Source organism: Rhodococcus sp. 11-3, from assembly GCF_023704055.1.
GTDB lineage: Bacteria > Actinomycetota > Actinomycetes > Mycobacteriales > Mycobacteriaceae > Rhodococcus > Rhodococcus aetherivorans.
The window spans coordinates 3617903-3632136 of sequence record NZ_CP080406.1 but is presented as its reverse complement, the minus strand read 5'-3'; the positions used below and the strand labels follow the sequence as shown (position 1 = coordinate 3632136).

Here is a 14234-nt window from a genome sequence, read left to right as displayed (position 1 = left end):
GGATCAGCGGAAGCGGTCGGTCGCCTCGAGCAGGTGATGGGTGATGCCGGGCTCGTTCGCGGCGTGCCCGGCGTCGTCGACGACGACGAGTTCCGAGCCGGACCACGCCTTGTGCAGTTCCCACGCGCTCGTCGCGGGGCAGACCACGTCGTAGCGACCCTGCACGATCACGCCGGGGATGGTGCGCAGCCGTCCGGCGTCGCGCAGCAGCTGCCCCTCCTCGAGGAAGCCACGGTTGCGGAAGTAGTGGTTCTCGATGCGCGCGAACGCCAGAGCGAAACGCGGTTCCGACGTCTCCACGATCCGTTCCGGGGTGGGCAGCAGGGCGCTGGTCGCCCCCTCCCACGTCGACCACGCCACGGCGGCCCGCAGCGCGACGTCGGGGTCGGGCGAATGCAGCAGCCGGTGGTACGTGTCGACGGGATGCTCACCGTCCGGCGCCCCGGCCAGCGGCTCCAGGAAACGCTCCCACAGCTCGGGGAACAGTTGTCCGGCGCCACCGTTGTAATACCAGTCGATCTCGCTGCTGCGCAGCAGGAAGATGCCGCGCAGCACCAGCTCGGTGACCCGGTGCGGGTGGCGCTGCGCATAGGCCAGGGCCAGCGTCGACCCCCACGAGCCGCCGAACACCTGCCAGCGGCCGATCCCCAGACGTCGCCGCAGGGTCTCGATGTCGGTGAGCAGATACTCGGTGGTGTTGGCGGACAGATCCGCGCCCTCGGCGACGTGCGGCACCGACCGACCGCAGCCGCGCTGATCGAACAGCACGATCCGGTACGCCTCCGGATCGAAGAACTGCCGGTGGGCGGGCATGGTGCCGCCGCCCGGACCGCCGTGCAGGAACACCACCGGCTTGCCGGCGGGATTCCCGCTGACCTCCCAGTAGATGCGCTGGCCGTCGCCGACGTCGAGCAGGCCCTGCTCGTACGGCTCGACCGGCGGGTACGGCCGCCGCAACGGCATCAGAAGCCGACCAGCGCGGAGGCGAGGGTCGGGATCTGCAGGGCCTCGAGCGCCTGGCTGCGCACCTCCGGACACTGGGCCGAGGCGATCGTGTCGACACGGTCACGGTCCTGGGCGAGCGCCAGCATGTCGATCCCGTTGCGGGCCGCCCACTCGCCGACCAGCAGGTTCAAGCCGGGCTTGCTCATGGACGGGGTGTAGGTCCGCCAGCTCTGCAGCTGGGCCTCCATCTGCGAGCACAGCTCGGCGGCCTGGGCCTCGGTGACCCCACCGGGCAGCGCGCTCGGCTCGGCCGCCGCGCCGGTGCCGGTCGTCGGCTGCGCCGACGCGGTGGTCGAGCCGGTGGGGGCGGGCTGACCGCCGGACGCGCACCCGCCCAGGGCGGCGATCGTCGCACCGGCGACGGCAACGGCGAGCAGTGTGCGACGGGGACGAATCATGTGGGGTGCACCTCGCGGGTCGGTAAGGCCCGGGCCTACGGGTGAGCGGAACCTCCGGCCGGACCGGCCGCAGGTTCCCCTCGTCCTGCCGGATCAGAAGGAATGCTCGGGACCGGGGAACGTCCCGGCCGCCACCTCTGCAGCATATTCGGCCGCGGCGCGGCGCAGCTCGTCGCCCACGCTGCCGAACTTCTTGACGAACTTCGCGGTCTTGCCGCTGGTGTAGCCGGCCATGTCCTGCCACACGAGGACCTGGGCGTCACACTCGTTGCCGGCACCGATCCCGACCGTGGGGATGGTCAGCTTGCGGGTGACCTGGCCGGCGATGTCGGCGGGCACCATCTCCATGACCACGGAGAAGGCGCCGGCCTCCTGCACGGCGATGGCGTCGGCGATGAGCTGTTCGGCGCCGTCGCCGCGGCCCTGCACGCGGAATCCGCCGAGGCTGTTGACCGACTGCGGGGTGAACCCGACGTGGGCCTGGACGGGGATGCCGGCGGCGGCGATCGCGGCGATCTGCGCGGCGACCCGCTCGCCGCCCTCGAGCTTGACGGCGTGGGCGCCGCCCTCCTTCATGAAGCGGATGGCGGTGGCGAGAGCCTGCTCGGGCGACGCCTCGTAGGTGCCGAACGGCAGGTCGGCGATCACCAGGGCGTGCGGCGCGCCGCGCACCACGCCGCGCACCAGGGGGAGCATTTCGTCGACCGTGACCGGCACGGTGGTGTCGTAGCCGTAGACGACGTTGGCGGCGGAGTCGCCCACGAGCAGCACCGGGATGCCGGCTTCCTCGAAGATGCGGGCGCTCGAGTAGTCGTACGCCGTCAGTTCGGCCCAGCGACGACCCTCGGCCTTCATGGCCTGCAGGTGATGGACCCGCGTCTTGCGCCGAGGGGCGGCGGACGGGGCGGAGCCGCCGTAGAGGGCAGCGGTGGATTCGGACATCAGAGGTCCCTTTCTGCCTCGAGGCCCGTGCGGGTCCCCGGGTTGGGTGATGACGGTCTCAGTCTGCCACCGGCTCCATTCGGGCAGTAGCGGCGCCGGCGGTGCGATTGGTCACATCCGCCGGATGCGGCGGCGGACCGGACCCGAACCGGCCGCGTCGGCGCGGATGCTGCCCCGTGGCACCATCGCTGGGTGTCGTCCCCTTCTCTCCGCGTCCCGGCGCGCGCCGTCGCGCTGACCGCCGCGGTGCTGCTCGCCGCCGGCTGCAGCACCACGACCGAGACCGCGCCGCCGCGGACGTCGCCGATCGGCGCCCCGGCCGGCCTCGAGCAGTTCTACGCGCAGCAGGTGCAGTGGGGGTCCTGCCGGGACTACGGCCCCGACGCCGAGCAACTGCCCCGCGGCGTGCAGTGCGCGCGGATCACGGTGCCGCTGGACTACGACGACCCGAACGGGGAGACGATCACGGTGGCGATCTCCCGCTCGCCCGCGTCCGGGCAGCGGATCGGCTCGCTGCTCGTCAATCCCGGCGGGCCGGGTGCGGCCGGGATCGGGCTCGCCACCGTTGCCGACGGCACCGAGTTGACCGACCGGTTCGACATGATCGGATTCGATCCCCGCGGCGTCGGGGCCTCCGAGCCCGCAGTGCGCTGCCGCACCGACGCCGAGGCGGACGCCGACCGCGCGTCCGACGACGGCGACATGAGCCCCGAGGGCATCGCGCGCGCGGAACAGCGGCACCGCGACTATGCCGACGCCTGCGCGCAGCGCGCCGAGACCGGCCTGCTCGCCCACGTGGGCACCCGCGAGGTCGTGCGCGACATCGACGTGCTCCGCTCCGTCCTCGGCGACGAGAAACTGAACTACCTCGGGTTCTCGTACGGCACCCGGATCGGCACGCTCTATGCGGAGACCTTCCCCGACCGGGTGCGAACGATGGTGCTCGACGGTGCGCTCGACCCCGAGCAGGACCCCCTCGACGAGGTCCTGCTGCAGGCGGCCGGATTCCAGACGGCGTTCGACGCGTTTGCGGCGGACTGCGCCCGCTACGACGACTGTGCGCTCGGCACCGACCCGGCCGCGGCGGTGGGCCGGTTCCGGGCCCTGGTGGACCCGCTGATCGCGGCGCCCGCGGAGACCACGGATCCGCGCGGCCTGAGCCACCGGGACGCGATCACCGGGGTGCAGCAGGGTCTGTACTCGCCGCGGCTGTGGGGCTCGCTGCGGGCGGGGCTCGCGGCGCTGACCGAGGGCCGGGGCGACACGTTGCTGCTGCTCGCCGACCTGTACGAGGGACGCGGCGACGACGGCACCTATACCAACTCCACCGATGCCTTCAACGCGATCCGGTGCGTGGACGACCCGCCGGTGACGGACGCGGCCGTCGCGGCCGAGGCCGACCGGCTGTACCGGCAGGCCGCGCCGTTCCTCGACGACGGCCGCGCGAGCGGCGCCGCGCCGCGGGATCTGTGCGCCTTCTGGCCGGTGCCGCACACCGGTGAGCCGCACACCCCGGACGTGCCGGGCCTGCCGACCGTGCTCGTCGTCTCCACCACCGAGGATCCCGCAACGCCGTACCAGGCGGGGGTGGACCTCGCGCGGCAACTCGGCGGCGCACTCGTCACCTTCACGGGTACCCAGCACACCGTCGTGCTCGACGGCGAGGCCTGCGTCGACGACCCGGTGATCAGGTATTTCGTGACCGGGCAGGCGCCGGCGGCGGACCCGCGGTGCTGACGGCGCGACGATGTGAGCGACACGCCGGGGCCACAACCCGCGGATGTAACACGGATTTAACGCACTGTGCCTAGTCTCGGCCGTATGGATCGCCAGAAGGAGTTCGTGCTCCGCACCCTCGAAGAGCGCGACATTCGGTTCGTGCGCTTGTGGTTCACCGACGTGGTCGGAACGCTCAAGTCCGTGGCGATCGCCCCGGCCGAACTCGAAGGAGCCTTCGAGGAGGGCATCGGGTTCGACGGCTCGGCCATCGAGGGATTCTCCCGCATCTCCGAGGCCGACATGGTCGCCCGGCCGGACGCCTCGACCTTCCAGGTGCTGCCGTGGGCCGACAGCAAGGGTCAGCAGTACTCGGCCCGCATGTTCTGCGACATCACGATGCCCGACGGCACCCCCAGCTGGGCCGATCCGCGGCACGTGCTGCGCCGCCAGCTCAACAAGGCATCCGACCTCGGCTTCAGCTGCTATGTGCACCCCGAGATCGAGTTCTTCCTCGTCGAGAACGGTGAACCGGGCGCGCCGCCCGTGCCGGCCGACGACGGCGGCTACTTCGACCAGTCGGTGCACCGCTCGGCCCCGAACTTCCGCCGCCACGCCATCGACGCGCTCGAGTCGATGGGCATCTCCGTCGAGTTCAGCCACCACGAGACCGCGCCTGGTCAGCAGGAGATCGACCTGCGCTACGCCGACGCGCTGTCCATGGCCGACAACGTGATGACCTTCCGCTACGTGGTCAAGGAGATCGCGATGTCGGAGGGCGTGCGCGCGACGTTCATGCCCAAGCCGTTCCGCGAGCACGCGGGGTCGGCCATGCACACCCACATGAGCCTGTTCGAGGGGGAGAACAACGCCTTCCACGATCCCGACGATCCGCTGCAGCTCTCGGCCACCGGCAAGGCCTTCATCGCCGGGGTGCTCGAGCACGCCAACGAGATCAGTGCCGTGACCAACCAGTGGGTCAACTCCTACAAGCGCATCGTGCACGGCGGCGAGGCGCCCACCGCGGCCTGCTGGGGCCCGTCCAACCGCTCCGCTCTGGTGCGGGTGCCGATGTACACGCCGAGCAAGGCGTCCTCGCGCCGGGTGGAGATCCGCACGCCCGACTCGGCCTGCAACCCGTACCTGACGTTCGCGGTGCTCCTCGCCGCCGGCCTGCGCGGCATCGAGAAGGGCTACGAGCTCGCCCCCGAGGCCGAGGACGACGTGTGGGCGCTGACCTCCGCGGAGCGGCGCGCCATGGGGTACCGGGAGCTGCCGACCGACCTCGACATCGCCCTGCGCGAGATGGAGAAGTCGGAACTGGTGGCCGAGGCGCTCGGCGAGCACGTGTTCAACTTCTTCCTCCGCAACAAGTGGACGGAGTGGGAGAACTACCGCAGCCAGGTCACCCCGTACGAACTGGATCAGTACCTGGGCTTGTAACCCCTGCCGGCCGCGGCCGCACGAGGGCGTCGCCGCGGACCGGACGGTCGACGACGACGAAGAGGTGAGGTCCGTGCCCACTCGGGCGGTAGTGTCCCGCGCCGGAGCGACGGTGGCGGCATGGTGAGACCGCCGACGGCGCGTTCGGCGATACCGAGCGCCGGTCGGCTCGGCCTCCTCGCCCCGACCGCACCCGACGAACTCCGGCAGCTCGGCTGGACCGACACCGACAGCACCGAACTGCTGTGGGCCCTCTCCCGCGCACCCGACGCGGACCTCGCCCTGCGCACCCTTGCCCGGCTGCACGACGCGCTCGGCGACGGCTGGGCCGAACTCGACGCGGCGCTGCGCACCGACAAGGGGCTGCGCGGCCGGTTGTTCGGCCTGTTCGGCGGGTCGTCCGCCCTGGGCGACCACATCGTGGCCCACCCGGATCGGTGGCGTGGCCTCGCCGGGACGCTGCAGCTGCCCGACCGGCGGACCCTCACCGATCGGATGCTCGGCTACGTCGAGGCCGAACCCGAGGCCGGGACGGGAGACAACCGTCTGATCTACCGGGCGACGATCACCGGTCCGGCGGCCGTGGCTGCGCTGCGCACCGGCTATCGCGACCAGCTGGCGCTGCTCGCGGCCGCCGATCTCGCGGCCGTCGTCGAGAACGAACCGGTCCTGCCGTACCTCGAGGTGGGGCAGCGGCTCGCGGACCTCGCCGACGCGGCCCTGACGGCGGCCCTGGCGGTGGCCGTCGCCAGCGTCGTCCCGGACGGTCCCTGCCCCGTCGACCTGGCCGTCATCGCGATGGGCAAGTGCGGGGCCCGCGAGCTCAACTACGTCAGCGACGTCGACGTCGTGTTCGTCGCCGAGCCGGCCGACGCCCGCGCCGGCCGCATCGCCGGGGAGATGATGCGGATCGGCACCTCGGCGTTCTTCGAGGTCGATGCCGCGCTGCGTCCCGAGGGCAAGCGCGGCGCACTGGTCCGCACCCTGGACTCGCACGTCGCGTACTACCAGCGCTGGGCCAAGACGTGGGAGTTCCAGGCACTGCTCAAGGCCCGGCCCATGACCGGCGACCTCGACCTCGGTCGCCGCTACGTCGAGGCGCTCAGCCCCATGGTGTGGACGGCCTCCGAGCGGGAGGCGTTCGTGCCCGAGGTGCAGGCGATGCGCCGGCGCGTCGAGGAACTCGTGCCCGCCGAGCTGCGCGAGCGGGAACTCAAGCTGGGCCGGGGCAGCCTGCGCGACGTGGAGTTCGCGGTGCAGTTGCTGCAGCTGGTGCACGGCCGCGCCGACGAGGCGCTGCGCGTACCGAACACCGTGCAGGCGCTGTCCGCCCTCGCCGACGGGGGCTATGTCGGGCGCGACGACGCCGCGAACCTGCGGGCCTCCTACGAGTTCCTGCGGCTGCTCGAGCACCGCCTGCAGCTGCAGCGGCTCAAACGTACCCACACGCTGCCGCCCCCGGAGGACCGGGAGGCGATGCGCTGGCTCGCCCGCGCCGCGCACATGCGCCCCGACGGACGGCACGACGCGCTCGGGGTGCTCGAGTCGGAGATCAAGCGCAACTCGGCGCGGGTGCGCAAGCTGCACGCGAAGCTGTTCTACCGGCCTCTGCTCGAGTCGGTGGCCCGGGTGGACAAGGAGGCGCTGCGGCTGTCGCCCGACGCCGCGGTCCGGCAGCTCGCCGCGCTCGGCTACAGCGCACCGGAGAACGCGCTCGGCCACCTGACGGCACTGTCCGGCGGTGCCTCCCGCAAGGCCCGCATCCAGGCGCTGCTGCTGCCGCAACTGCTCGAGGCGCTGGGGGAGACGAGCGACCCCGACGCCGGACTGCTCGCCTACCGCCGCCTGTCCGAGGCGCTCGTCGACCGGGTGTGGTTCCTGCGGACGCTGCGCGACGAGCCGTCCGTCGCGGACCGGCTCATGACCGTGCTCGGGTCCTCCGCCTACGTGTCCAACCTGTTGTTGCGGGCCCCGGACGTCATCCGGCTCTACGCCGACGGCGCCGGCGGGCCCCGGCTCCTCGAACCGCGGCCCGACGAGGTCGCCAAGGCCATCGTCACCTCCTCGGCCCGCTACGACGCCCCCGACAAGGCGATCAACGCGGCCCGGTCGCTGCGCCGGGCCGAACTCGCCCGCGTCGCGAGCGCCGACATCCTCGGGATGCTGGACGTACCGCAGGTGTGCCGCGCACTGTCCGCGGTGTGGGCGGCGGTGCTCGAGGCTGCCCTGGCCGCGGTGATCAAGGCGTCCGAGCAGGAGGACGGGCCGGCGCCGGCGCGGCTCGCGGTGATCGGCATGGGGCGTCTGGGCGGTGGCGAACTGGGCTACGGGTCCGACGCCGACGTGCTGTTCGTCTGCGAGCCGAACCCCGGGGCGGACGAAACCGCCGCGGTGAAGTGGGCGAACCAGGTCGCCGAGCGGGTGCGCACCCTGCTCGGCGCGCCGAGCACGGATCCGCCGCTCGAGGTCGACACCGGCCTGCGCCCCGAGGGGCGCAGCGGACCCATGGTGCGCACCCTCGCGTCCTATCAGGCGTACTACGCCCAGTGGGCGCAGACCTGGGAGGTGCAGGCGCTGCTGCGGGCCGACGCCGTCGCCGGCGACGCGGAGCTCGGACTGCAGTTCCTGCACATGATCGACGCCACCCGGTACCCGGCCGGCGGCGTGTCGGACGACGCGGTGCGCGAGATCCGGCGGATCAAGGCCCGGGTCGACTCGGAGCGGTTGCCGCGCGGTGCCGACCCCGCCACCCACACCAAGCTGGGCCGCGGTGGCCTGGCCGACATCGAGTGGACCGTGCAGCTGCTGCAGCTGCAGCACGCGCACCACATCGAGTCGCTGCACAACACCTCGACGCTCGAGACGCTCGATGCGATCGGCGCCGCAGAACTGCTCAGCAGCGCGGACGTCGCACTGCTGCGCGACGCGTGGCTCACCGCCACCCGCGCCCGCAACGCGCTCGTGCTGGTGCGCGGCAAGCGAACCGACCAGCTGCCGGGCCCGGGCAAGCTGCTGTCGGCGGTCGCCCAGGTCGCCGGCTGGTCGGGTGGTGACGCCTCCGAGTTCCTCGACCACTATCTGCGGGTCACTCGACGTGCCCGGGGGGTCGTGGAGCGGGTGTTCGGGACGTGAGGCCCCGACCTCCCGTGGAACCAGCTCAGGACTTCATCGTGACCACTGCCCCGATTCCCCCGACCGTCGACGATCTCGCCGCCGCCCTCGACGCTCTCCGCGCCCGGGTGCCGCTGGTGCAGTCGCTCACCAACGTCGTCTCCGCCAACTTCCTGACCAACGTCCTGCTCGCCGCCGGCGCGAGCAACGCCCACATCGCCAACGTCCACGAGGCCGCCGGATTCGCCCGCATCGCCGGGGGCGTGCTGATCAACCTCGGCACCCCCGACGACGGGACGGCGGCGGCGTTCACCCTGGCCGCCGAGGCCGCCCGCGACGCGGGCACCCCGTGGGTGCTCGATCCCGTCGGCGTGGGGGGCCTCCCGTGGCGCACCGGCCTGGCCGCGGATCTGCTCCCGTTCCGTCCGACGGCGATCCGCGGCAACGCCTCCGAGGTCATCGCGCTGGCCGGTCTGGGTGGCGACACCCGCGGCGTCGACAGCTCCGACGACCCCGCCGCCGCGGTGCCGGCCGCGCTGGCGCTGCTGGCCCACGCCGACGCGGTGTCCGCCTCCGGTCCCGTGGACCACCTCGTCGGCCGCGACGCCGCCGGTGCGACGACCGGCCTGCGCATCGGTGGCGGCAGTGCCCTGCTCCCGCGCGTGACCTCCACCGGCTGCGCGCTCGGTGCCCTCGCTGCGGCATACCTCGCCGTCGCCCCCACGGCGCTGATCGGACTCGCCGCCGCGCACGCCCACGTCGCGGTGGCCGCGGAGATCGCCGACGGGAACGCCACGGGCCCGGGCTCCTTCGCCGTCGCGTTCCTCGACGCCCTGTACTCGGTGAACGCGGACGTCCTCCGGCTCCGTGCCCGCGTCGAGCCGTTGGACATCCCGGCGCAGGCGTGAGGGCCGATCGCCCCCGGACGTCGGGTGCCACCAGGGGGTGATTCCCCTGCGGGACTGGATAATTCGGGCAAGGCGCTCGATGCGTGCCCGGTGAGGGTGCGGGAGAACGCGTTCGGCGAGGCGATTCCGCCGGATCGGTTGGGCGCATGCGGCACCGCCGTGCATCCCCCCGGGTCGCGAGGGGCGCACGGTGGTGCGCGATGCGGTTCGCGAAGCGAGAGGTCAGCGGCAGACTACGACGAGGCCGACGCCCAACCACACCTGCCGTTCGACACGATCGAACTCGTCGTCGTCGTGGTCGTACACGTAGTCGACTTCGGTGCGATAGCCGCGATCCCGTTGTTCGGTGACGCGGCACTCGCCGGACAGATTGCCGGCGCGGTTGGTGATCCGGTACGGGATGCCTTCCGCGTCCAGGAGGGCGATCGCCTGTTGTTCGCTGAGGCCGACGACATCGGGCGCGGGTTGCGCTGCGGCGATGCCGGATCCGAGAAGGAGGGTGGCGGCGGCCGCGCACAGGGCGGCCGGGAGGGTGGTGCGCATGACAACGTCCTTTCGGGAACGATGTCGCGATGGAGTGAATCCGGTGGGGGACACCCGTTCCGCCCGGGCATGCCGGTGAGCGGGGTCCGTCAGATGTGGTCTATCGGCGCGGTCGGGAGGACGGGACCGGGCGGCGGCGCGCGGCCCCGCGGCACGGACGACGGTCCGGCCGTGGACGACAGTGCCCCGGCATGGCGGGGTACGCAAGCTTTCATCGGCAGTTCCCCAGGCGCTCCGGCCCGGAACCGGCCGGCGCCACTTCAGGGTACTCCCGGCTCCTGACAAATCCGGCAGAACTGGCAGCCTCGGCGGAACGGCTTCGGTGGCCGTGCCCTCGGCATCGGTGCCCCCGGCATCGGTGCCCCCGGCATCGGTGTCCACGGCCCCGATCTGCCCATCGAACGGAACCGCGCACGAAGCCGGTGTCGGACCCCGGAGCGAGGGCGGACGGGCCGGTCCGCTACGGCGCATCGAGCCGGCCGGGTCCGCGTCGCCGGTGGTGCGACACCCGCCCGCTGATCACGGTGACCATTTGTCGAGTGTGTCGCGGGTCACATTTGAACATTATGATTCGCTGAAAACTTGTGTGTTGACGAAATCAATCAGCTATGTCGATCATTGCTGCACCAGTTGATGTGACTTGAGCGACGCTGCACAACACATGTCGCAGCAAAGGAACGGTGGTGTGCGATGACCGAGACCGCGGTCCGCGAAATCGAGCGTCTTCCCTACGACCTGGACGACCGGTACCGCTCCGGCTCGGGCACGGTGCTGCTCACCGGCGTCCAGGCGATCGCCCGGCAGCTCGTCGAGCAGCACGTGCGCGACATCCGCGACGGACGTCGCGTGGCCACGTTCGTCTCCGGGTACCCCGGCAGCCCCCTCGGCGGCCTCGACAAGCTGCTGCACGGCATGCCGAAGGTTCTCGCCGAGCACGACATCACCTTCGTGCCCGGCTTCAACGAGGAACTCGCCGCGACGTCCGTGTGGGGGAGTCAGGGCCGGCTCGGGGCGGGCACGCCCACCCACGATGCTGTCGTCGGTGTCTGGTACGGCAAGGGCCCCGGTCTGGACCGGGCCACCGACGCGCTGCGGCACGCCAACATGTACGGCGTCGACCCGAACGGCGGCGTGCTGCTGATGGTCGGCGACGACCCGGCATCGAAGTCGTCGACCGTGCCCGCGGTGAGCGAACGGTCCCTCGCGGCCCTCGGCATCCCGGTGCTCTTCCCCCGCAACGCCGCCGAGATCGTCTCGATGGGCCTGCACGGGGTCGCGCTGTCGCGCGCCTCGGGCTGCCTCGTCGCGCTCAAGATCGTCGCGGACGTCGCCGACGGTGCGTGGTCCGTCGACGGCTCGGTCGCGGACCTGCGCATCACGGTTCCCGAGATCGATTGGGAGGGAAAGCCGTTCGTCTACCGTCAGCGTCCGATGGCTGCGCCGAGCGACAGCGTGATCGCCGAAGCCGACCTGTACGGGCCGCGCTGGGCGATGGTCCACGCCTACGGGAAGGCCAACGGGCTGGACGTCGTGGAGGTCGACCCCCCGCACGCCCGGATCGGGCTGGCCGCCACCGGCACCACGTTCGACGCGCTGCGGCAGGCGCTGCTCGACCTCGGGGTGACCGACGCCGACCTGCATCGCGCCGGGATCCGGCTGCTGCGCATCGGCATGCCGTACCCGATCGGCCCCGACCTGGTCCGCGAATTCGCTTCCGGCCTCGACCAACTCGTCGTCGTCGAGGACAAGACCGCGTTCGTCGAAACCCAGATCCGCGAGATCCTCTACGGCACCGACGCCCCGCCGCGCATCGTCGGCAAGAAGGACGCCGACGGCCGCCCGCTGATGCCCGTCGACGGCGAACTGACCGCCGGCCGGATCCGCGGGCCGCTGCGCCGGGTACTGCGCGGCCACGTGGACCTCGGACCCGCGCCGCTCCCGTCGCTGCCCCTGGAGGTGCTGTCGGCCAAGCGCACCCCGTACTTCTGCAGCGGCTGCCCGCACAACCGCTCCACCGCCCTGCCGGAGGGCTCGATCGGCGGCGGCGGCATCGGCTGCCACGCGCTCGTCACGATGTCCGGCCGCGCCGACAGCGCCGTCACCGGGCTGACCCAGATGGGCGGCGAGGGCGCGCAGTGGATCGGCCAGGCACCGTTCACCGACATCCCGCACATGTTCCAGAACCTCGGCGACGGAACGTATTTCCATTCCGGCCAGCTCGCCGTGCAGGCGTGCGTCGCGGCCGGGGTGAACATCACCTTCAAGCTGCTCTACAACGACGTCGTCGCGATGACCGGGGCGCAGGACGCCGAGGGCGCGTTGACGATTCCCGCGCTCACCCACAAGCTCACCACCGAGGGGGTGCGGCGGATCATCGTCTGCTCCGACGAACCGAAGCGGCACCGCAAGCGCTCCCTCGCCCGCGGCGTGACGGTCTGGCACCGCGACCGGCTCGACGAGGCGCAGCGGCTGCTGCGCGAGGTCCCGGGCGTCACCGTGCTCATCTACGACCAGCACTGCGCGGCCGATGCGCGGCGGCAGCGCAAGCGCGGCACCCTGCCCGCCCGCACCACGCGCGTGGTGATCAACGAGGCGGTGTGCGAGGGCTGCGGCGACTGCGGCGTCAAGAGCAACTGCCTGTCGGTGCAGCCGGTCGACACCGAGTTCGGGTCCAAGACTCGCATCGACCAGACGTCGTGCAACACCGACTACTCCTGCCTCGACGGGGAGTGCCCGTCGTTCGTGACGGTCGAGGTCGCGCCCGGACGCACGCCGCAGCGCCGCACCGTCCCGGTGCCCCCGGCCGTGCCCGACCCCGATCCCGGCTCCGCGGTGGGCACCCGCAACATCTTCCTCGCCGGCATCGGTGGCACCGGCATCGTCACCGTCAACCAGGTGCTCGCGACCGCCGCGCTGCGCGCCGGCTTCGACGTCGAATCCCTGGACCAGATCGGTATGAGCCAGAAGGCCGGCCCGGTGGTCTCGCACCTACGGTTCGCCGCCGACGGTCTCGAACCCGGCAACCGGGTGACCACCGGCGGGGCGTCGTGCCTGCTGGCGCTGGACCTGCTCACCGCGGCGGATGCGAAGAACCTCGCCTACGCCGATCCTGCCACGACCGTCGCGGTGGCCTCGACGAGCCGCACCCCCACCGGGGACATGGTGTACGATAGGTCGATCCGCCACCCCGACGAACAGGAGCTGCTGTCCCGGCTGGACGCGGCGACCCGCCGGTCGGCCTCGTTCGACGCTCTCGCCGCCGCACAGGCACTGTTCGGCGACACCGCCGCCGCGAACTTCCTGATCGTCGGCGCCGCCCATCAACTCGGCGGCCTGCAGATCCCCGCCGAGTCCGTCGAGGAGGCGATCGAGATCAACGGTGTCGCGGTGGCGGCGAACATCGCGGCGTTCCGGTGGGGCCGCGTGGCGATCGCCGACCCCGGCGCGTTCGCGGCCGCAACCGAACCGGCCCGCCCGCAGCCGAAGGTCACCGTCGCCCCGGACGCCCTGTTCGCGGACACCACCCTCGACGGCGAGGTGCTGCGGCTCGTGCGGGTGCGTGCCGCCGCGCTCATCGACTTCCAGGGCGAACGCCTCGCCGCCCGCTACATCGACCGGGTGCAGTCCGTGTGGGCGGCCGAACGCCGTGTCACCGACCGCACCGACCTCAGCGAGGCCGTCGCGCGCGGGCTGTTCAAGTTCACCGCCTACAAGGACGAGTACGAGGTCGCGCGACTGCTCGTCGACCCCACGTTCCTCGACGAGGTACGCGCTCAGGTGCCCGGCGGTGAGCAGCTGACCTACCGGCTGCACCCGCCGGTCCTGCGGGCGCTCGGCCGCACCAAGAAGATCGGGTTCGGACCGAAGTCGCACGCGGCGCTGCGGATCCTGGCCAAGGGCAGGCGCCTGCGCGGCACCCGCCTCGATCCGTTCGGTTACGCGCACGTCCGGAAGGTCGAGCGCGCCCTGCTCGCGCACTACACGGCCACGGTCGATCGCCTCGCCGCCGACCTCGATGCCGCCACCTACGACCGCGCCGTGCAGGTCGCGGCTCTGCCGGACACGGTCCGCGGCTACGAGGACGTCAAGCTGCGCTCCGTCGAGCAGTACCGCGCGCGGCTCGCCGAGCTCGGCGTCGAGATCGACTTCTGAGCCGCCACCGATTCTC

The 14234-nt window shown here is 72.1% G+C and carries 9 protein-coding genes; 5 read left to right on the top strand and 4 right to left on the bottom strand.

From position 1 onward, the window contains the following. Window positions 1-3 precede the first annotated feature (3 nt). From pip to panB, 3 genes are all read right to left on the bottom strand, one after another. Complete coding sequence (gene pip / locus KZJ41_RS16930) at window positions 4-963, bottom strand: prolyl aminopeptidase (RefSeq protein ID WP_251549331.1); 960 nt, start codon at window positions 961-963, stop codon at window positions 4-6. Then, window positions 963-1403 (bottom strand): hypothetical protein, encoded by a 441-nt coding sequence (locus tag KZJ41_RS16925; RefSeq protein WP_251549329.1) that lies wholly within the window; start codon window positions 1401-1403, stop codon window positions 963-965. The genes pip and KZJ41_RS16925 overlap by 1 nt, the downstream gene beginning before the upstream one ends. A 93-nt stretch (window positions 1404-1496) precedes the next feature. Continuing rightward, window positions 1497-2345 (bottom strand): 3-methyl-2-oxobutanoate hydroxymethyltransferase, encoded by an 849-nt coding sequence (gene panB / locus KZJ41_RS16920; RefSeq protein ID WP_006947723.1) that lies wholly within the window; start codon window positions 2343-2345, stop codon window positions 1497-1499. Window positions 2346-2537: 192 nt separating this feature from the next. Here panB and KZJ41_RS16915 point away from each other — a divergent pair, with 192 nt between their 5' ends. The 4 genes from KZJ41_RS16915 (at window position 2538) to thiM (ending at window position 9523) form a co-directional block, all read left to right on the top strand. After that, window positions 2538-4082 carry an alpha/beta hydrolase gene (locus KZJ41_RS16915; RefSeq protein ID WP_251549327.1) on the top strand — a complete coding sequence of 515 codons (1545 nt, stop codon included), beginning with the start codon at window positions 2538-2540 and terminating at the stop codon, window positions 4080-4082. 84 nt (window positions 4083-4166) lie between these two features. Further along, on the top strand, window positions 4167-5504 hold the full coding sequence (locus KZJ41_RS16910) for a glutamine synthetase family protein (protein WP_029544266.1): 1338 nt from the start codon (window positions 4167-4169) through the stop codon (window positions 5502-5504). 120 nt (window positions 5505-5624) lie between these two features. Continuing rightward, complete coding sequence (locus KZJ41_RS16905) at window positions 5625-8636, top strand: bifunctional [glutamine synthetase] adenylyltransferase/[glutamine synthetase]-adenylyl-L-tyrosine phosphorylase (RefSeq protein WP_043800846.1); 3012 nt, start codon at window positions 5625-5627, stop codon at window positions 8634-8636. A gap of 38 nt (window positions 8637-8674) precedes the next feature. Next, on the top strand, window positions 8675-9523 hold the full coding sequence (thiM, locus tag KZJ41_RS16900) for a hydroxyethylthiazole kinase (RefSeq protein WP_251549325.1): 849 nt from the start codon (window positions 8675-8677) through the stop codon (window positions 9521-9523). A 222-nt stretch (window positions 9524-9745) separates the two neighbouring features. On the opposite strand, the gene KZJ41_RS16895 is transcribed toward thiM, so the two are convergent. Next, window positions 9746-10066: a PASTA domain-containing protein gene (locus tag KZJ41_RS16895; protein ID WP_006947731.1), complete on the bottom strand. Its 321-nt coding sequence runs from the start codon at window positions 10064-10066 to the stop codon at window positions 9746-9748. Window positions 10067-10756: 690 nt separating this feature from the next. On the opposite strand from KZJ41_RS16895, the gene KZJ41_RS16890 reads away from it, so the two are divergent. Beyond that, entirely contained in the window at window positions 10757-14218 is a 3462-nt protein-coding gene (locus KZJ41_RS16890) for an indolepyruvate ferredoxin oxidoreductase family protein (RefSeq protein WP_065922478.1), read from the top strand. Window positions 14219-14234 lie beyond the last annotated feature (16 nt).

Coding starts and splice junctions, on each gene's coding strand:
- pip (WP_251549331.1), bottom strand. CDS start 963: ATGCCGTTGCGGCGGCCGTACCCGCCGGTCGAGCCGTACGAGCAGGGC.
- KZJ41_RS16925 (WP_251549329.1), bottom strand. CDS start 1,403: ATGATTCGTCCCCGTCGCACACTGCTCGCCGTTGCCGTCGCCGGTGCG.
- panB (WP_006947723.1), bottom strand. CDS start 2,345: ATGTCCGAATCCACCGCTGCCCTCTACGGCGGCTCCGCCCCGTCCGCC.
- KZJ41_RS16910 (WP_029544266.1), top strand. CDS start 4,167: ATGGATCGCCAGAAGGAGTTCGTGCTCCGCACCCTCGAAGAGCGCGAC.
- KZJ41_RS16905 (WP_043800846.1), top strand. CDS start 5,625: ATGGTGAGACCGCCGACGGCGCGTTCGGCGATACCGAGCGCCGGTCGG.
- KZJ41_RS16895 (WP_006947731.1), bottom strand. CDS start 10,066: ATGCGCACCACCCTCCCGGCCGCCCTGTGCGCGGCCGCCGCCACCCTC.
- KZJ41_RS16890 (WP_065922478.1), top strand. CDS start 10,757: ATGACCGAGACCGCGGTCCGCGAAATCGAGCGTCTTCCCTACGACCTG.